We start from the raw sequence: 18,876 nt of genomic DNA, 5'->3' as shown, positions 1-18,876 counted from the left end.
ATGTTGACCGGTTATCAGTCTGCCTGATACTTGTCAAGCTGAGAGAAGTCTCCCATCATGTCAAGGATCTTCTTGCGTCCGGCTTTGTTAAGCTTAACATACTGCTGCATAACACGATTCTCAACGATCTTCTTGCCAAGGTCTGTGCCCTGCTCAAGTGTTGAAAAATCAACCGGATTCAGATTTAAACGATCGCACATTTTAATAACTGTTCCGTAAGCCATTCCCTCGATCCCCCTATCTAAAGCTGTTACAAGTGTGCTGTATGGAATAGACATATCTATTGCAAACTGTCTGACACTCTTATACTGCTGTAAGATTTCCTTCTTTAAAATCTCTGCTTTTGTCATGACTCTTTCCTCCTACGTACTTCAAAATCTTGTGAAATCTTTCTTTTTGCATTGAATAGTCTACCACATAGACGGTTTTTCGTCATTCACTTTTTAGGGGAATTTTCAACTAAAATTTTATCAAGATTAACAAGTGATTTTTGGCATTTTAACGAAAGTGCGTTTGTGCACAAGAATTTGCGAAAGTGTTCACACTTTTTTCACAATTCATTGTTAAAATAAAAGACTTTTTAACGTTAATGCCGATATATCGTGAATTAATTTACTTCGAAAATTCTCATACTAATTAACGAAAAAACAAACAGTACCGCAGTACTGTTTGTCATATGGCGTAAAGCCGCTATTCATCGGCATTTATAGCTTCCAGATGATTGGTCAAATATGCCATAACCTCATTGTAGCTATCTTTCGGAATACTATAAACTTTATGTATTTTTCCCGCACATTCAAAGTCTATAGAGCCCATTTTTCTGCTGATTTTCAGCACATTCTTGTACTCGGTTATATCAACCTTGAAGTCCGCTTCGCATTTAAACTCGCAGCGCTCCGCAAAAAGGCTTAAAGTCCCTTCCTTGAACCCGCTGCTGGCCTTGATCTCGTAGTCCGGACCATCCTTGTCAATATTCGAGATTTCCCACTTTTTATTGTCTGAGGTAAGCACAGGCTCACTGATAAAGATGTCCTCAAATTCAGCCTGATTGTCTGGGTCCGTCATATCGTCAATGCCGCTTACGCTGGTCTCAATAAGACTTGTAAGGGAATTGTAGTTGACCTTGATAACATAGTTACTAAGGAGCTGGATCTGAATCAGTTTGGTCCTAATCTTATGTCTGAACTTAAGCGTGTGGTAACCGGCCTTGGCGGAAAAACAGATAACCTCGCCGGGCCTTACTTCATAGAGCTTCTCATCATCCACAAACACCTTCATCACGCTCTTATCATCATCTCTGTGGCCCTGACAGCTGATCTTGATAAGGAACTCTTTACTGTCCTCGAAGACTTTTTTACCGCAAAAAGGGCAAAAGTTCATATTTGTTTTTAGAATACCACCGCAATTGGGACATTTCATAAAAGCTTCACCCCTTCTTCGTTAATATATATTCCACCGCTCACAATAAACTGCTGCACTCTTGTAAGGCAGACCCTTTCCTTGGAGGCAATGACCACGTCAAAAGATCTGTCTTTCCAGGGAAGTTCACAGAGATTGGGATCTCCCCAGGTCACCTCATCGGCCATATGCCCCGCGATTGCCGCCGCAAAAGAATTAAGGCACACACCTGCTACAAAGGAATCCGGCAGGATCTGTTTAATTCTCGAGGCCGTGGCTCCAAGGCCGCACTCAAGATCAAGTATTCTCAAGGGTCTTTTTTTATCAAAATAGTAATCCGTAACAGGAGGAATTACCTCCTCCCAGTAGCTGACATAGCTCCAGGCATCAAAGCCCCATTTCTCCCGGAACCTCTCCCGGTTAACCTCCATGGCATCGCTGTGCCCCGCAAAGCCACCGCCGCCGTTATGGTACACGAAGGCATTTGTGCAAAGATACTGATCAAAGCCTGCCAGCGCTAAACGTATGCCCAGATCATCGTCCTCGAAATATCCGGGATAGAATCTTTCGTCAAAGACCTTGTTATCGGGACAGGCCGCCCTGATGGCATCCCCGGAAACAAGGACTGCAAAGCCTATCAGCTTGTATCTTCTGACCAGCGAATTAACGGCCAGCCGTACATTGGACATTGCTGTCCTCTCAAAAATATCAAGACTCCTGCCAAGTTCAAGGCTCTTATGCCAGTTATCTTCAAGCGCGGTGCCTGCTGCCTTCTCGAAAAAGGAAGGCCCCATGTCCTGTCCCTGAGCTGAGTTGGAAACAGCCCCTACGGCGCCCACGTTTCTGTCCTCATACAAGCCCATCCGCAGCCAGAAGATGGCATTAGGAGTCACCACAGCATCATTGTTCAAAAAGAATATATCGTTGCCTTCCTCTGCCATGGAAGCCCCGAAATTACAGCCGGCGGCAAAGCCCAGGTTTTTGTCCAGAAGAGCCAGCTTGAAATGTCCGCTGTTTTCCTCTTCTTTGCCGCGAAGGTACTCATAAACGCCCTCTTCCTGAGATGCGTTGTCCACAACCACTATCTCGTAGCTTCCCTCGGGCTGATACCTTTCTATTGCAGATATGCATTCCTTCATGATCTCAAGATCGTTATAGGAAAGCACCATAATACTCACATTTCTGACTCTCAGCGCCGTATCGGCCTCTACATCCTTAAGCTGCGCAAGAATCACCTGCCTGTCTTCCTCGTTATCGCAGTAATGAGCCGCCATCTCAAAACACAGATAGGCTTTGTTAATATTTATGTTGCGATAATAGACTCCAAGCATGTAAAAGAGCTCATAGTTTCTTCCATTATGATTAAACCCCTTTTCAATGGCGCCAAGCTCCGCATTGCCGTCGCCAAGCTGTTCCCAGATACTGGCTTCAAGCACACACAAAGATGCTGCATCCTCAGGGGTCAGATCTTCAATATGCACATATTCTTCCTGCAGCTCATACAGGGCCTCCTCCATGTCGCCCCCGGCTATCAGATCCTTAAGCTTATCGAACATCTATGTGCTCCCGAATAATTATTAACTAAATTATATCATATTTTTGATCGTCTCCTCAAAGGAGATTGATGCTCTCCAGCCTGTATCCCTATAAATCTTGTCCACGGAGGGCTTAAGGGATACGAAGGGCTTTGGCCTGTCTCCGTAAGTTATAAGTTCAGGGTCAGCCAAAAGAACTTTTGCAGTCCTTTCGGTAAACTCTTTTAAAGGCCTGTAATCGCCGTTTGCTATGTTATAGATATTTTGGTCCAGTCCCCTCTCTAAAAGGGCTAAAATCGCCTCTGCAGCGTCTTCTGCGTCCAAATAATCCCAATACTGTTCGCAGGAACTAAGTATCATTCCCTCGCCCTTTTTGAGTCTTGAAACAAGATCCGGAAACATTCTTCCAGAAGGCTCATATTTGCCGATGAGACTGAATATCCTGCCCCAGATAAATTCCATATTATATTCACGGGCTTTTTGACCAAGAAGCTCGTAAGCCTTAACTTTGCACCTTCCATAGGCGCTGAAGGGCGAGGGAGGAAGGTCCTCTGTAATAATTCCATCCTTTATCCCATACTCTGCCTGAGAACCTATTCCGACAAATCTTTTCACGCCCATTTCATGAGCTGCCTCCATGAGGTCAAGAGAAGCCTTCACATTGGCTTCCTGGGCTGCTTCATCATCTCGTCCGCCGCCCCAGGCAAGGTGGATCACCGCGTCCGGGAACTCTCCCCCTTTTTCCCGAAGGATTCCGGGAAGGTCGCCATAATTCTCCATCTCGCAGTAAACAGGAACCACATTCTTAAGCCCCTTACATCTGTTGTTATGAGAAGAACCCTCCCTTCCAAGGGCAAAAACCAAATAGCTGTCCCCCGACATATGTTCCACAAGATTAGCCCCGGCAAATCCGAAGGCACCTGTCACCAGTACTTTTTTCATACCACCGCTCCTTACGCAGTCTATTAAATAAGCCTTAGCTGCTCCGTCCTAATTCGTAAGCAGCCAAGGCTCCAATTTCGTTTCTTAAATCTCACCGATGCCGGGCACCGGTCCTTGTCAGCCGTTGTCGTCTATTATCAGTTCTTCAAGTTCCGTTTGCTGCTCCTCATCGGCGGGTGTTCCTTCCGTCTCCGTATTCACATTGTTTTCAGGTGCAGCGTTTATTCCATCGAGAGCTTCCTGATACAGCCTCTCGAACTCTTCTCTTACAAGCTCCTCAAGCCTTTCTTCTATGAGTTCCTGAAGTTTCTGCTCCTTGAGCTCTTCCAGTTTCTCACGGCGGAGCCTTTCCAGCTTGTCCTCTTCAAGTGTGAGTCTTCGCTTGGGTTCTTCCTTTGGATCATCACTTTCGGGATTATCCTCATCTTCAGTCAGTTCCAGAACCTCCATGGTTTCTCCGTCAGAAATATCCTCATCAGAATTTTCTTCAGCAGAATTGCCCTCATCAGAATTGCTTTCACCGGAAGTCATTTCATCAGCATCTGCAGAACTTACGTCTGTAGCTTCATCAGAAGTTTTTTCCTTTGCTTGCTTCATAGCCTCCCGAAGTTCATCCTCATCAAGAACCATTGTGCTCCAGGACACCACAATCGAAGGCCTTGAAGTCGTATTTCCCCAGTTGCCGTTTGCATTACATGCACCGGTCAGCGCAAAGGAATATGCCTCATAAGAATCCTCCCCGTCTCCGGTCTCCTTAGCTTCATACTGCCCGGACTCTTCATTCCAGACGTAGGTCGGGCCCTTCCTTGAAGGTGCCTGCAATATCGACTCAAGCACAACGTCTTTGCCAGGGGTTACGGGAATTTCGTTTCCATCATTGTCTATAAGTGCAAGATACAGTTCCGGATTGACTGAGTCTGCAAATTCCTTGTTGCCGTTCATTATAAAAGAGTCTGCGTTCATAATTGACGCTTTTATGATAACCTTAACCGGAATCGTGCCTTTATTCTTGATCGCAAGGAAATCACTGGTGGATGAAAAGAGATACTCACCGTCTGAATTCTTAAACAGAACCGTAGCACTTTCTTCAACCTTACCCCCACCGTACTTGGCTGCGCTTGTCTGATAAACCAGCTTCATGGGGTCCATGATAAAATCAAATACATCTTTATTATCAGTAACAGGAAACTCTACTTTGGCAACTCCCTCCGGCAGCTCTTCCACCGGCGCATCAAGGGTGATCACCCCTGACTGAGCTCCATTATCTGCCTCAGGATTCTCTTCCTTTTGCTGTGCTTCTTCCGCTTCCCTGCGGGCAAGTTCCTCTCTAAGCTCGTCCTCATCTATCTGTGCAAGGAGCTCCTCCTCATCAATGAGACCCTTGAGTTCCTCCACATCTATGGTGGCTCTGAGCTTATCTCTGTCTATACTGTCATATATAGCCTGAACATCTATCCCTTCGCCATAGACTTCTTCCAATTCCGCATTTTCAGAAGCCATCGCCGTCACAGGAGAAATAGCAAGAAGCGCAGCAACAAACAAAGCCATGAATCGTAGGTAAACATGTCTTTTGTCTAACATCATTCTGCCTCCTTTGCATTAATTTTGAGAAAAAAACCTGATATCTCAATTTCTTTTTCGGCAAAAGAGGCTGAAACCTTTAGCGCCAACGCAAAAATATTTTTATTTTCCGCAGGCTTTTATTATGACTTCTGACATGTAATCAATCTTCCTGTCGGAAAGTCCGGGATAAACACCGATCCAGAAAGCATCCCTCATGATCTTGTCGGTGGTATCGAGACTTCCGCTAACCCTGTAGGCATCGGTATCCCTGTACTCATCAAAGCAAGGATGCTTAATGATATTTCCGCTAAAAAGAAGTCTCGTCTGAATATTGTTCTTCTCAAGAGCAGCAGTTATAGCATTTCTTGTGATTGCCTGTCCGTCAGGCGTTACAGCACCGTCCTTCACGCACAGGATAAAGCCAAACCAGGAAGGATTACTACCCTCCTCGGGCTCAGGAAGAACAAGCACATCTGAGAGACATTCAAGATTACCCCTAAGCCTCTTCCAGTTCTTTCTTCTGCTCTCGGCAAAAGAAGTAAGCTTATCCAGCTGAGCTACGCCCACTGCAGCCTGCATATCGGTAGCCTTGAGGTTGTAACCAAGGTGGCTGTATACATACTTGTGATCATAGCCATCAGGGAGCTGACCAAAGTGTCCGTCAAATCTCCTGCCGCAGAAATTGTCCTTGCCGGGAGGGCAGATGCAGTCTCTTCCCCAGTCCCTGAAGCTTCTGACAAGTCTGTGAAGAAGAGGATTGTCGGTGTATACACAGCCGCCCTCTCCCATGGTGATGTGATGAGGGGGATAGAAGCTGGAGGTCCCGATATCTCCCCAGGTTCCAGTATATCTGGTCTCCCCGTCAATCTCGTACTCTGATCCCAGGCTGTCGCAGTTATCCTCCACAAGCCAGAGATTGTGCTCTGTGCAGAACTTCTTAACTTCCCTGAGGTTAAAGGGATTGCCCAGAGTGTGAGCTATCATGACTGCCTTGGTCTTATCTGACAGTGCTCCTTCCAGTCTTGTTACATCGATGTTGTAGCAAGGAAGCGCCACGTCAACGAATACAGGCACAGCCCCGTACTGAAGTATGGGCGCTACCGTTGTGGGGAATCCACAGGCAACTGTAATTACCTCATCCCCTCTCTTTATCTGCCTCTCCTTAAGTTCCGGCGCTGTAAGAGCCATGAATGCAATAAGGTTGGCAGAGGATCCGCTGTTTACAAGGCTTGCGAACTTAACTCCAAGGAGCTTCGCAAACTTCTCCTCAAACTCATCTGTATATCTTCCGGCTGTGAGCCAGAAATCCAGTGAAGAATCCACCAGATTAACAACTTCTTTCTCGTCAAACACGCGTCCCGCATAGGGAATCCTGTCCCCTTCCGAGAACTCCTCTTTATCCGTCTTCAAGAACTTCTCATAATACTCTTTGGTAAGTCTCTTAATCTCTTCTCTTGCGGCCTTCTCAGCCTCTCTGTCAAAACTTGTCATATTTCATCCTTTACATACAAATAATTATATGATGTAGGTGTCAAAAGTACCTTTTGGCACCCATATCATTATATTAAGCCAAAGTACTCACGTACCTGCTTCTCCAGACACTCATTGGCACTTCCGTCAAAATAAGCCTTGGTCCATTCCACGGTTTTCTCGATGGCGGTATCGATGTTCCACACAGGAGCCCATCCGAGCCTCACCTTGATCTTGGAACAATCCAGTTTGAGGTAGTTGGCCTCATGGGGGCCTCCGTCACTTTTTTCCTCAAAAGTAAATCCTTCACCCCACTTATCCCCAAAGAGCTCCGCCAGTCTCCTTGCGGTCACGGCATCGCTTTCATCAGGTCCGACGTTGTAATATCCCGCCTTGGACCTGTCTGTATACTGCTCCTTGCACAGAAGAAGGTATGCTGACAGCGCCTCAAGAACATGCTGAAAAGGCCTTGTGGAATAGGGGTTACGAAGTACGAGGCTGCGCCCCTCCCTAACTGCCCTAACGCAGTCAGGCACTATCCTGTCCGCAGCAAAATCTCCGCCGCCAATTACATTACCGGCTCTGGCAGTTGATACCGCGATATTCATCTCATTAAAAAAGGAATTGATATAAGAATGTGTCACCAGCTCCGAGCAGGATTTGCTGTTGGAATAGGGATCGTAGCCGTCCAGCTTCTCATCCTCTCTGTAGCCCCACTCCCACTCGTTGTTCTGATAGACCTTATCCGTGGTCACATTAAGAAAAGACCTGACACAGCTACTGTTTCTTACGCACTCGCAGATATTGACTGTGCCCATAACATTGGTCTCATAGGTATAACGGGGATTTCTGTAGCTCTCCCTGACAATGGGCTGAGCCGCAAGATGTATCACAATCTCGGGCTGCGCCTCATCAAAAAAGCTCTTAAGCGCATCCATATCACGAATATCCCCGATTCGCGACGTGATCTTTTTCTCCACTTTGGATATGTCAAAGAGATTCTCTTTCTCCTGGGGTTTCAAGGCATATCCATAAACTTGTGCGCCTGCCATCACAAGTATATTGCAAAGCCAGGCGCCCTTAAATCCGGTATGACCGGTTATAAATACTTTTTTGTTTTTGTAAAAATCCAGCATTATTACTCCAAAACGCTATTCAATATAATTGTCCGCCACCTGCTGAGCCTCTCGCTCGTAGTCCCTGGCCTGTTCCTCGTTGCCAAGCTCTCTGTAGCACCTAGCCAGTGCAAGCCTTGGAAGTTCGCGGCTCTTCTTGATATCAAGAATGCTCGTGCATTCATAGGCGGCATTAAAGTACCAGATAACTGCTTCGTCCAGATCTCTCTTTTTGTAATAATAATCTCCGAGATCATAGCACATCTCACTGCTCATGTCAGTTATGGCATCCTTAAGAGTATACTTCAAAAGTGTCTCCGCGTCATCCTCAATTACAGCAGCATGGGCAACAACGCAGCAGGCCTGCTTGACCTCATCTATGCTTCTGTTATTGTCCTTAACGGAGGCGGCAAAAAACTCTTTGGCCTTGATAAAATCATCATCGGTACCCGCAAGAAACAGCTCCCTTGCGTACATTCCGTGAAGCCTGTTGGATATGGCTCTGCCCTCCGATATAGCTTTTCTGAAGGAGGCGAGATCTCTTCCTGCGTGATTCTCCCTGGGTCTGTGAATGATCTCCACATCACTGTTGCAGATTACCGGATCCAGTGAAACCATCTCATGGATGGGATCGACCCACTTGAAGGTACGGATTCTCTTAAATAGTTTGGGGCGAAGTTCCCTGTCATAGTTGTAGACGGTATTAAATGCAAGCTGATTGCAGTAATACATCTGGACAATATCGATGTTGAGCTCATCAATGTCACCTTTGAGCTTCAAGAATCTCTTGCGATTGTCCTCGTCCAGTTCCTCATCCGCATCGGCGGCGTAGATATAGTCGCATTTTGCCAGTGAAAATGAATAGTTCCTGGCATCGCTGAAGTCCCCTGTCCACTCAAAATCGTAGACAGTAGCGCCGTTTTCCCGGGCTATCTCCTTGGTTCTGTCAGTAGAGCCGGTATCAACAACGATCATCTCATCAACTATGCCCTGAAGACTCTTTAAGCATGTTCCAAGGCACGCTTCTTCATTCTTAACTATCATGCACAGACTAATCGTAACCATATTGGCACCTCCGCATATATTAATGTTATCTTTTTATCTGCTTTTTTTCAACTGTTTGAAATTTCACGGCTGGAAATTTTACCGGCGGAAGAATACAATATTATAGTTAAAAAAAATTAATCCACGAGGACTATTGTGATCAGAGTAAGTAACAGATTAAATAGATTAAAAAATATCAAAACATATACAGCACCAATATTGGCATTGTTATTGGGCCTGAGCCTATGCTCCTGCGAACTAAACACTGGCAGGCAGGAAAGTTCTGCTGTCCCCGCCTACGACGGCAAGGACTATGTGGAGATCTCAACCATCACCGCAGAAGGCGAGAATCCCGAAGAGTTCGCAGCCACCTACGAGCCGATGCAGAACTTTGACTCAGAACTCAGCGTCCCCACCTACGTCACCAAGGTCGACGATACCTATTTCATTGTGGACTGCTATCACAACCGTATCATCTACAGCACTGAAATGGGCATCCCTCTGAATCAGTGGCATATAATGTCATCGAATCTCACACAGCCCCATACTCTGGCAAGTGATGGCAAGGTATATATCGCAGACGACACAGAGAACAACAGAATACTGGTATTTGAGAAATTTGACGGCAAATTCATCAATACCCAGTCTCTCTACAACGTAGGCAGCAGGCCGCACTACACCGTCTATGACAAACAGACCGACACCTTCTATGTATGGAGCTCCGTCACCGGTGAGCTGTACTGCTTCAGACACCCCGCGGATTCTTCAAGAATATACCTCACTGAGATCAAGAAGATCCCGGAACTTGATGGAATCTACGTAAGATCCTTTTCCATAATCGACGGAGATATCTTTTTTGTCTCAGGAGTATCCCAGTCCGGCCAGGCTCCCAAGATCTACAGATGCAATCTCCAGGATCTTAGCATCAAGGAAAGCGTAGACATCCCTGAACAGATCGCGGGAATGGCTCAGATAACCACCATCGGTGATTATTATTACATAACGGTTTCCACAGACCTTTCAGGAGATCAGAATGCTGCGACCATAATAAGAACCGGAGATCTTCATGAGCTCTCTTCCGGAAACTACGAAGATATCTACTCCGACTACTTTATAGGCGGCGGAACCCCCTATTACATTTCAGAGGTTGACGGAACCTATTACCTCACAGAACATCGACTTAAGGGTCACGGCGTATGGAATTTCACCTGCGACGAACACGGCAACATAACAAATGTCACGGCAGTTTATTAAGCTACCGTGACATTTTTCTCATCCGCCTTACATCCTCAGAGGATATCTCCTCTTTACTGTATCTTGCTTTTTCATATAATTTTCTGATATCCTGACTATTTCCCGTTTCGCTATAGGCGGCCCTTAGCTGCTCTTCCGGGGTATGGCTGGAGCGAACATCCTCAAAGCCTGCACCCTTTTTTACAAATCTCTTGTACAAAAGTCTTACCTGGCCCCTGTTCGAAAGCCTTGCTGCAAGCGGAATTCGATTCTCTTTTCTACCGTCTCTGTCACCGGTTTCCTCCTGAAAAGCGGGCTTAAGATACTCCACCTTATCCCTCGAGAGCCTGTCCCTTATCCCTATGCGTCCCTCGTTGAAATATCTGATAAAAAACATTACAGCCTTAACCATGGCAATAACAAAGCCTATGGCCACCACTATCGTCAGCATACCAAAAAGCACATCCCAAAGTATCCTGATATATGAGTCGTCATAGCCCATTGGATGAAGCGCCAATTCTCCCTGTCCCTGGGCCGGCGGAGGAAGATACTCTTCCTCCATGATGGTGTAATCAAACAGTGAAAACAGCCACTTAAGGAACCTGATCATAACCGCTCCCACTGCGTCCATTATCTCTTTTCCATAGTCCAAAAAGACACAGAGAGCCATAAACACCATGCTGATACCGATATATATCACCAGCATCAGACGATTGGTCCCAAGTATGGATTCATAGGGAACTCTCGCCCTCTCCTTAAACACTGACACCGCTGCTGCCGTCTGCCTGGTATTATAAAAGATCACCGCCAGGATTCCCCAGAATATCTCGCACAGAAGCACCATCAGCTCCGCATCCCCAGCCTTGGCCAGCTTGCAGGCTATCATCATCGCCACAAACAAAAATGCCTCAGGCATAGCCGGATAGAAATACACGCCCTTTCCCAGCTTGGCGTTGATGGCAATAACTGTTATCGCTACCATGATAATCGCTCTGACAATCGTAAAGCCCATATTCTGGGTTCCCGATGCCACCGACAAATAGGTGCACAGCACTATTCCCGCCCCGTGTCCCAGGAAGAACGGCACGATGCCTGAAAAAAGGTACTGCACCAGCTCGCTTATCAGCACGAATACAGTCAATAGCAGATTGCCTGCATACATAGCGGTGCTTCCCTCCATTCCCGTGGCCCTGAACAGAACACTCGCCATAACAAAGGGAAGCATCATATTATTTAAAATTCTAAGTATCTCCAGTTTCTTATTCATCTATAGTCTCACTCATGAATAAACATTCTAAGATCAATTCTCTTATCACCTATGGGAGTATTGTCCATATCCCTTGTTATTGGGCATATCCATAGCAAATGCCCCTTCTTGTCGCATAGTGTCTGTGCAGCTGAAACAGCGCCTTCTCTTCTACTGGTGGAGATAAAACAGTAGGTTGTTCTGTCATTATCCTCTTTTTCCACGTTGCGTTTAATAATCTCCCTCAGATCATCCTTGTCCTTGGTAAGGTCAATCCTTGCAAGGGCTCTTAAAAAGCTGGTGACATGATCCTTGGACGCTCCTGCGGACAGAGTAACCGTCTCTCCGGTGACCTTGTCCTTCCCGTTGGTTAGTAGCGAAACGGGAATGCCTTTTTTGATCAGTTCATCAGCCAGAGACATACATATCCTGATGCTGTCCTCAAGAAGTTCTGTCTCAAACAATATCCTTGGTTCCTCCACATTAAGCACCAGTGTGATCTCAGGACTTGAGGTATAGTCATGAATGTTGACCTTCATCTGCCCCGTCCTTGCAGTCGCCTTCCAGTTGATGCTTCCCATGGGGTCTGTGGGCACATATTCCCTTATTCCTCTGAAGGTAAAATTGTCTTCGTAGAGAATGCGCCTTGTCACCACCTCCCCGCAGAGCTGCAGCATTAGCGGCTCTATCCTGGCAAAGGGAAGAAGCCTTGGATAAACATATAAACTTGTTCTCTGCTTTCTCATTGCATAATGAATATCCGGGCTGAAAAAATCCGAAGCATTGATACTGGTCTGAAGGATGCTGTAATACCCCCTCTGCGGGCAATGAACCGGCAAAGTCCTGGTAATCCTGGAATAAAAGCGAAGGCTGAACACATCCAGAACATTAACCCTGTCCGACACCGTCACATTGGTCTCATCATCAAAGGCCAGACCTATATCAGTCTGAAAGCCCACCTGAAGGATATGAAGCGGAATGAAGTTCCTGTTGGTGACAACCTCCGTCAGGGATGTCTCTTCCCCCTCCACCACGGCGCTTTTGTCAAAACCAAGCTCCACCTCCAGATTCCTCTCCCAATACCTTGCAAAAAGATATTTCTCCAGCTGATACAGCAGATATAAAATAATTGGAATCAGTATTATAGGCATCAGAATACCTCTGTAGGTACCGGGACCTCATTTAATATCTCATCGATTATCTCCCTGCCGCTTCTGACAGAGCCGAAGCTTACGCCAACATACAATCTGTGGGCAAGAACAGGTCCCGCCAGCTTCTTGACATCCTCGGGAGTTACATAGTCCCTTCCCTGAATATAACTGTAGGCCTGGGCACTGTTCATAAGTGCAAGGCTTCCTCTGGGGCTCACACCTGCTGCCACGTCATCTCTTTTTCTTGTGGCAACCGCAATGTCTGCGATGTATTCCCTTATCTGAGGATGCACCTGTACTTTCAGAGCCTCAGCCTTCATGGTCTCTATATCATTCATGCTTGCAACAGGCTCAAGGCTCTCCAGCAGTGCGTTTTTCTTCTCACCAAGAAACCTCTCCAATATGCCCGCTTCCTCATCTCTTCCGGGAAGCCCCATGGAGAGCTTCATGATAAATCTGTCCAGCTGCGCCTCGGGAAGAGGAAAAGTTCCGCTGGTCTCAATGGGGTTCTGAGTAGCTATTACAAAAAAGGGCTCGGCAAGCCGTCTGGTGACACCGTCTATGGTGACCTGTCTCTCCTCCATACACTCAAGAAGTCCGGCCTGAGTTCTGGGAGTTGCCCTGTTTATCTCGTCTGCGAGAAGGATATTGCAAAAAACCGGTCCCTCGTTAAAGACAAACTCGCCCTTACCCGCTTGGTATACGTTTAGTCCCGTAATATCAGATGGCAGCAGGTCCGGTGTAAACTGAATCCTGTTATATGAAGCATCGATGGATCTGGCCAGCGCCTTAGCCAGCATAGTCTTACCGGTTCCCGGAACGTCCTCCAGGAGCACATGTCCCCCCGCCAGAATGGCCGTCAGCACCATAGTTATCGTCTCATCTTTTCCTATAATGACTTTTCCTATATTTTCTTTTATATCCGTAATCTTTCCCATGTGGACCTCCCAATCCTCCAAAAGCCTTATATCCTCTATTCTGCAATATTTTTCCCAAAACATCCACACCCAAAAATAACCTTTCAGGGCAATTATTAGAATATCAAAAATACACTTTCGTTATTTCGCAAAAGCATGTACAATGATTTAGGGGGTTACATCATGAATCTTATTCACGGAGCAAAGACGCTCATCGAATTACGAAAAGACTATTGCAGCATGAATCCTGAAGAAAAAAAGGATTTCTATGAGGCAAAATGCAGGTATTATCAGAACTATGTGGCTGTGATAACGATTGCATCAGCTTTATTATCCATGCTGTATCTTATTCCGGATTATCTGATAAACGGTTCCATTATTCCCACCCTGCTTCCAAGGCTGTTCGCATTTATCGCAGCGGCAGTGTTTCTTATCGTCACCGGTCGTTGCAAAAAACGCAGCGTTCTTGTATTTATGGATCAATTTTTGGTCCACGCCATAGCTCTTAGTGCTATCTGTACTGTTTTCAGGCTCGAGGACAACACCTATGCAGGAGAGGGTTTTATTGTAATTTATCTCGTATTTATGCTGACAGGTTTTGCATCCAAGCCATTGGAGTCACTTTTTTCCTGCATTTTGTTTATTTTGGAAGTCATTATATCCACAACGGTCATCACATACTCGGATCTTGAATGTATCATTGTCCCCATGTGTCTATGCACCATTGGAATCTTTATCTCCCATATGCTCCTTACGCTTTTTTACCTGGATCATTACAGAATAATGCAGAGGCTGGAGCTTGCCATGGTAACAGACCCGCTTACCCAGGTATATAACAGACATCTCCTGGAGAGGATAATCACCCAGAATACTCTGAAGGATATAAACGGCCCCGTCGCAGTTGCAATGCTGGATATTGACTATTTCAAGCAGGTCAACGACGAACACGGACACTACACCGGAGATCTGACCCTTCTCTATATCGGCCAGAAGCTTTCAAATGAGACCCACGACGATGACTTTGTTATCAGATTTGGCGGCGAAGAATTCATCATTATACTGAAAAACTGTGATGTAAACAACGCCTGCGCCAGAATGGAACAGTTCAGGCGCGATATAGAAGCCGCAACGGACATTCCTGTTCCGGTCACAGTATCCATCGGCGTTTCAAGATATACCGGAGACTTCAGCAAGACCATCCAGAATGTAGATAATGCACTGTACAAAGCCAAGAACACCGGCAGAAACAAGGTGGTTGTATATTAAGAGCAAATAATATTCGAAAAAAAGCCTGAAGGAAATACCGACTACTCACCGGTAAGCCTTCAGGCTTAAATATTGTCTGTAATTACTCTTAAATGAGATTATTCCCAATTACTCCTCAGAGGTATCTCCAACAGGCTTACCACCTGTAGCAAGCCACTTAAGATAAGCATTGATAAAGGGATCAAGATCTCCGTCAAGAACTCCGTCGGCATTGGATGCCTTGAAGCCTGTACGTGTATCGTTAACCATTGTATATGGCTGAAGTACGTAGGATCTGATCTGGCTGCCCCAGGCGTTATCCATAACCTCACCTCTGATGCCGGCAAGCTTGGCAGCCTGCTCTTCCTGCTTCATGATAAAGAGTTTGGCCTTCAGCATCTGCATAGCCTTGTCCTTGTTCTGGAACTGTGAACGCTCATTCTGGCAGGCAACAACAACGCCGGTAGGGATATGAGTGATACGTACAGCTGATGAAGTCTTGTTGATGTGCTGTCCGCCGGCACCACTTGAACGATAAGTATCAATTCTAAGATCATCGGGATTGATGTCGATATCAACATCCTCCTCGATATCAGGCATCACGTCGCAGGATACGAAGGATGTCTGTCTCTTGGCCTGCGCATTGAAGGGACTGATACGAACAAGTCTGTGTACGCCGTGCTCTGACTTAAGAAGTCCGTAAGCATTGGTTCCTGTGATCTGGAAAGTAACTGACTTGATTCCGGCTTCGTCTCCGTCAAGAAGGTCAAGAACCTCTGTGGTGAAGCCCTTTCTCTCTGCCCATCTTGTGTACATACGATACAGCATGCTTGCCCAGTCACAGGCCTCTGTACCGCCTGCACCGGCGTTAAGGCGAAGGATTACATCATATTTGTCATAGGGCTGGTTCAGAAGGTTGCTGATACGGATATTCTCAAGGGTTGTCTCGAAATCATCCAGCTCAGATCTGATCTCAGCTGCCATATCCTCATCATCAACACCCTCTGCGTTCTGCATATCGATAAGATCGATGATGTCGCCGTACTGGTTATTGAGTCTTTCAATGTTCTCCACAAGGTCCTGCATGTTCTTAAGATCCTTGGTCTTCTTGTTGGCCTTCTCTGCGTTGTCCCAGAAGTTAGGCTCCTCCATCTCTCTTGAAAGCTCTTCGATTATCTTTTTCTTAGTGTCAAGGTCCAGGGAAGCTGTGACCTCTTTAAGTGTATCCTGAAGGTTCTGAATCTCAACCTTCATCTGATCTAAAACTACCATTATTCTAACTCCTATACATATAAACGAGCGATACGGACTGCTCCGCTTCGCTCCCGCACTCCTACGTACATTCGTAATCCGCACTACCGTGCTGCTTACTCATGTACGTTCAGTCCTATCAAAACCACAATGCTCTGTGCAAGCACAGCATTGTGGTTTCTCAGTCCTTATATCGCTCATACCCTGCCGTGGCAGTTCTTGTACTTCTTGCCGCTTCCGCATGGGCATGGATCATTGGGATAAACCTTGGCTTCAACTCTCTTAACGGGAGCCTTGGCAACTGAGTCATCCTTGTTTGTTCCCGTAACCTTGGCAACCTGCTCACGCTCAACCTTCTCCTCGATGTGAACGTGGAACAGAAGTCTTACGGTATCCTCCTTGATGTTCTTGGTCATCTCATCGAACATCTCATAACCTGAGAGCTTGTACTCAATCTTGGGATCTCTCTGGCCGTAAGCCTGAAGTCCGATACCCTGCCTTAACTGATCCATATCATCGATGTGGTCCATCCACTTTCTGTCGATAACCTTAAGAAGGATGACACGCTCAATCTCTCTTATGGTCTCAGGCTCAGGGAACTCTGCCTCTTTTGCCTCATAGAGTCTTACAGCCTCTTCCTTGAGCTGCTGTGTAAGGCCGGACTTGGTAAGCTTATCAATACGTCCTCTTGTGATCTTCTTAAGAGGAATAGTAGGTAAAAGAAGTTCATTGAGCTCCTTGAGATTCCAGTTGTCAGCATCATTCTCCTCGCCCACAACGGTCTCTACGGATGCCTCAACAATATCTGTGATCATCTTGTAGATGGAATCACGCATGGAGTCACCGTCAAGAACCTTCTTACGCTCTGTGTAGATGATCTCTCTCTGCTCATTGTTAACCTGGTCGTACTCAAGAAGGTTCTTTCTGATTCCGTAGTTGTTGGACTCGATCTTCTTCTGAGCTGACTCGATGGCCTTGGAAAGAGATGCGTGCTCAATCTCCTGGCCCTCAGGTATCTTAAGTGTATTGAACATTGCAATGAGTCTCTCTGAACCAAAGAGTCTCATAAGGTTATCTTCAAGTGAAAGATAGAATTTGGACTCACCGGGATCTCCCTGACGTCCTGAACGTCCACGGAGCTGGTTATCGATACGTCTTGATTCATGTCTCTCAGTACCGATGATCTTAAGTCCTCCGGCTGCTCTTGCATCCTCGTCAAGCTTGATATCGGTACCACGGCCTGCCATGTTGGTGGCGATGGTAACGGCGCCCTTTCTTCCGGCCTCTGCTACGATCTCAGCCTCCATCTCATGGAACTTGGCGTTCAGTACGTGGTGCTGAATTCCTCTCTTCTTAAGAAGCTTACTGATTTCCTCTGAGGACTCAATGGTGATGGTACCTACAAGAACGGGCTGGCCCTTCTCATGGGATGCCACAACTGCGTCGCAGATAGCATTGAGTTTCTCCTTCTTGGTCTTGTATACAGCATCCTGAAGATCCTTACGGATAACAGGCTCGTTGGTAGGAATCTCGATAACATCAAGTCCGTAAATATCACGGAACTCTCTCTCCTCTGTAAGAGCTGTACCGGTCATACCGCACTTCTTGTCGAACTTGTTGAAGAAGTTCTGGAAGGTGATGGTAGCAAGAGTCTTGGACTCTCTCTTAACCTTAACATGCTCCTTAGCCTCGATGGCCTGATGGAGGCCGTCAGAATAACGACGTCCGGGCATGATACGTCCTGTGAACTCGTCTACGATAAGTACCTCATCATCCTTGACGATATAGTCATGGTCTCTCTGCATAAGGTTGTTAGCACGAAGAGCCAGGATGATGTTGTGCTGGATCTCAAGGTTCTCGGGATCAGCCAGGTTCTCTATACGGAAGAATCTCTCAACCTTGGCAACACCCTGCTCTGTAAGGTTGACTATCTTATCCTTCTCATTAACGATGAAATCACCGGTCTCTTCTCTCTCGACACCCATGATAGCATCCATCTTGGTGAGCTCTTCCTGATCCTCACCACGGGTCATCTGCTTGGCCAGAATATCGCAGGCCTCATAGAGCTTGGTTGATTTATCGCTCTGACCGGAAATGATAAGAGGAGTTCTTGCTTCGTCGATAAGGATTGAGTCTATCTCATCGATGATGGCATAGTTAAGTCCGCGAAGAACGCACTGCTCCTTGTAGATGGCCATGTTGTCACGAAGATAATCAAAACCAAGTTCGTTATTGGTAACATAAGTGATATCGCAGTTGTAGGCAGCCTTTCTCTCCTCGGAGGTCATGCTGTTAAGTACAACACCGACAGTAAGTCCCAAGAATTCATGGATCTTACCCATCCACTCAGCGTCACGCTTAGCCAGGTAATCGTTGACTGTTACGACATGAACACCTTTGCCTGCAAGAGCGTCAAGATATGAAGGGAGTGTAGCCACAAGGGTCTTACCTTCACCGGTTTTCATCTCGGCGATACGGCCCTGATGGAGGATAACACCACCAATAAGCTGAACTCTGAAGTGTTCCATACCGAGAACTCTCTTACCGGCCTCTCTAACTACCGCATATGCCTCAGGCATAATGTCGTCGAGAGTTTCGCCATCGGCAAGTCTCTTCTTAAACTCATCTGTCTTGGCCCTGAGTTCCTCATCGGAAAGAGCCTGCATCTTGGGTCTCATTGCTTCGATTGAATCAACGGTTCCTCTGATCCTGCGAAGCTCCCTTTCACTGTGTGTTCCAATAATCTTATCAATAATACTCATTCTT

15 protein-coding genes are annotated in these 18,876 nt (G+C 46.4%); 2 read left to right on the top strand and 13 right to left on the bottom strand.

Features of this window, described 5'->3' with window-relative positions:
* Positions 1-14 precede the first annotated feature (14 nt).
* The 8 genes from G588_RS0107060 to G588_RS19510 form a co-directional block, all read right to left on the bottom strand.
* The gene (locus G588_RS0107060; protein WP_022778055.1) at positions 15-350 is read right to left on the bottom strand and encodes a hypothetical protein; all 336 of its coding nucleotides are present in this window, start codon (positions 348-350) and stop codon (positions 15-17) included.
* A gap of 340 nt (positions 351-690) precedes the next feature.
* Positions 691-1,419 (bottom strand): zinc ribbon domain-containing protein, encoded by a 729-nt coding sequence (locus G588_RS0107055; RefSeq protein ID WP_022778054.1) that lies wholly within the window; start codon positions 1,417-1,419, stop codon positions 691-693.
* Positions 1,416-2,954 (bottom strand): glycosyltransferase, encoded by a 1,539-nt coding sequence (locus G588_RS0107050; protein WP_022778053.1) that lies wholly within the window; start codon positions 2,952-2,954, stop codon positions 1,416-1,418. Before G588_RS0107050 ends, G588_RS0107055 begins: the two co-directional genes overlap by 4 nt.
* A gap of 30 nt (positions 2,955-2,984) precedes the next feature.
* Entirely contained in the window at positions 2,985-3,875 is an 891-nt protein-coding gene (locus tag G588_RS0107045) for an NAD-dependent epimerase/dehydratase family protein (RefSeq protein ID WP_022778052.1), read from the bottom strand.
* Positions 3,876-3,992: 117 nt separating this feature from the next.
* Positions 3,993-5,459 (bottom strand): hypothetical protein, encoded by a 1,467-nt coding sequence (locus G588_RS0107040; RefSeq protein WP_155830761.1) that lies wholly within the window; start codon positions 5,457-5,459, stop codon positions 3,993-3,995.
* Between the two features lie 99 nt (positions 5,460-5,558).
* Positions 5,559-6,929, bottom strand: coding sequence for a lipopolysaccharide biosynthesis protein RfbH (gene rfbH / locus G588_RS0107035; protein ID WP_022778050.1), 1,371 nt, complete (start codon positions 6,927-6,929; stop codon positions 5,559-5,561).
* A 68-nt stretch (positions 6,930-6,997) separates the two neighbouring features.
* On the bottom strand, positions 6,998-8,044 hold the full coding sequence (rfbG, locus tag G588_RS0107030) for a CDP-glucose 4,6-dehydratase (protein WP_022778049.1): 1,047 nt from the start codon (positions 8,042-8,044) through the stop codon (positions 6,998-7,000).
* A 15-nt stretch (positions 8,045-8,059) separates the two neighbouring features.
* Entirely contained in the window at positions 8,060-9,088 is a 1,029-nt protein-coding gene (locus G588_RS19510; protein ID WP_022778048.1) for a glycosyltransferase, read from the bottom strand.
* A gap of 198 nt (positions 9,089-9,286) precedes the next feature.
* Here G588_RS19510 and G588_RS19505 point away from each other — a divergent pair, with 198 nt between their 5' ends.
* Positions 9,287-10,321 carry a hypothetical protein gene (locus G588_RS19505; protein ID WP_196804959.1) on the top strand — a complete coding sequence of 345 codons (1,035 nt, stop codon included), beginning with the start codon at positions 9,287-9,289 and terminating at the stop codon, positions 10,319-10,321.
* A gap of 1 nt (position 10,322) precedes the next feature.
* On the opposite strand, the gene G588_RS0107015 is transcribed toward G588_RS19505, so the two are convergent.
* Genes G588_RS0107015 through G588_RS0107005 form a run of 3 tightly spaced genes read right to left on the bottom strand, consistent with a single transcriptional unit; the run spans position 10,323 to position 13,635 of the window.
* The gene (locus G588_RS0107015; protein WP_022778046.1) at positions 10,323-11,567 is read right to left on the bottom strand and encodes a hypothetical protein; all 1,245 of its coding nucleotides are present in this window, start codon (positions 11,565-11,567) and stop codon (positions 10,323-10,325) included.
* An 8-nt stretch (positions 11,568-11,575) separates the two neighbouring features.
* Entirely contained in the window at positions 11,576-12,697 is a 1,122-nt protein-coding gene (locus tag G588_RS0107010) for a DUF58 domain-containing protein (RefSeq protein ID WP_022778045.1), read from the bottom strand.
* Positions 12,697-13,635 (bottom strand): AAA family ATPase, encoded by a 939-nt coding sequence (locus G588_RS0107005; RefSeq protein ID WP_022778044.1) that lies wholly within the window; start codon positions 13,633-13,635, stop codon positions 12,697-12,699. Before G588_RS0107005 ends, G588_RS0107010 begins: the two co-directional genes overlap by 1 nt.
* 162 nt (positions 13,636-13,797) lie before the next feature.
* Here G588_RS0107005 and G588_RS21395 point away from each other — a divergent pair, with 162 nt between their 5' ends.
* A complete protein-coding gene (locus tag G588_RS21395) occupies positions 13,798-14,880 on the top strand; it encodes a GGDEF domain-containing protein (protein WP_022778043.1) in 1,083 nt (360 codons plus the stop codon).
* Positions 14,881-14,988: 108 nt separating this feature from the next.
* On the opposite strand, the gene prfB is transcribed toward G588_RS21395, so the two are convergent.
* Both prfB and secA read right to left on the bottom strand, forming a co-directional pair.
* The gene (prfB, locus tag G588_RS0106995) at positions 14,989-16,131 is read right to left on the bottom strand and encodes a peptide chain release factor 2 (protein WP_022778042.1); all 1,143 of its coding nucleotides are present in this window, start codon (positions 16,129-16,131) and stop codon (positions 14,989-14,991) included.
* 176 nt (positions 16,132-16,307) lie between these two features.
* Positions 16,308-18,872, bottom strand: a complete 2,565-nt coding sequence (gene secA / locus G588_RS0106990) for a preprotein translocase subunit SecA (RefSeq protein ID WP_022778041.1) — start codon at positions 18,870-18,872, stop codon at positions 16,308-16,310.
* Positions 18,873-18,876 lie beyond the last annotated feature (4 nt).

Source organism: Butyrivibrio sp. AE3009, from assembly GCF_000420845.1.
In the GTDB taxonomy this organism is placed as follows: domain Bacteria; phylum Bacillota; class Clostridia; order Lachnospirales; family Lachnospiraceae; genus Butyrivibrio.
This window is presented reverse-complemented; position numbering and strand designations above follow the sequence as displayed.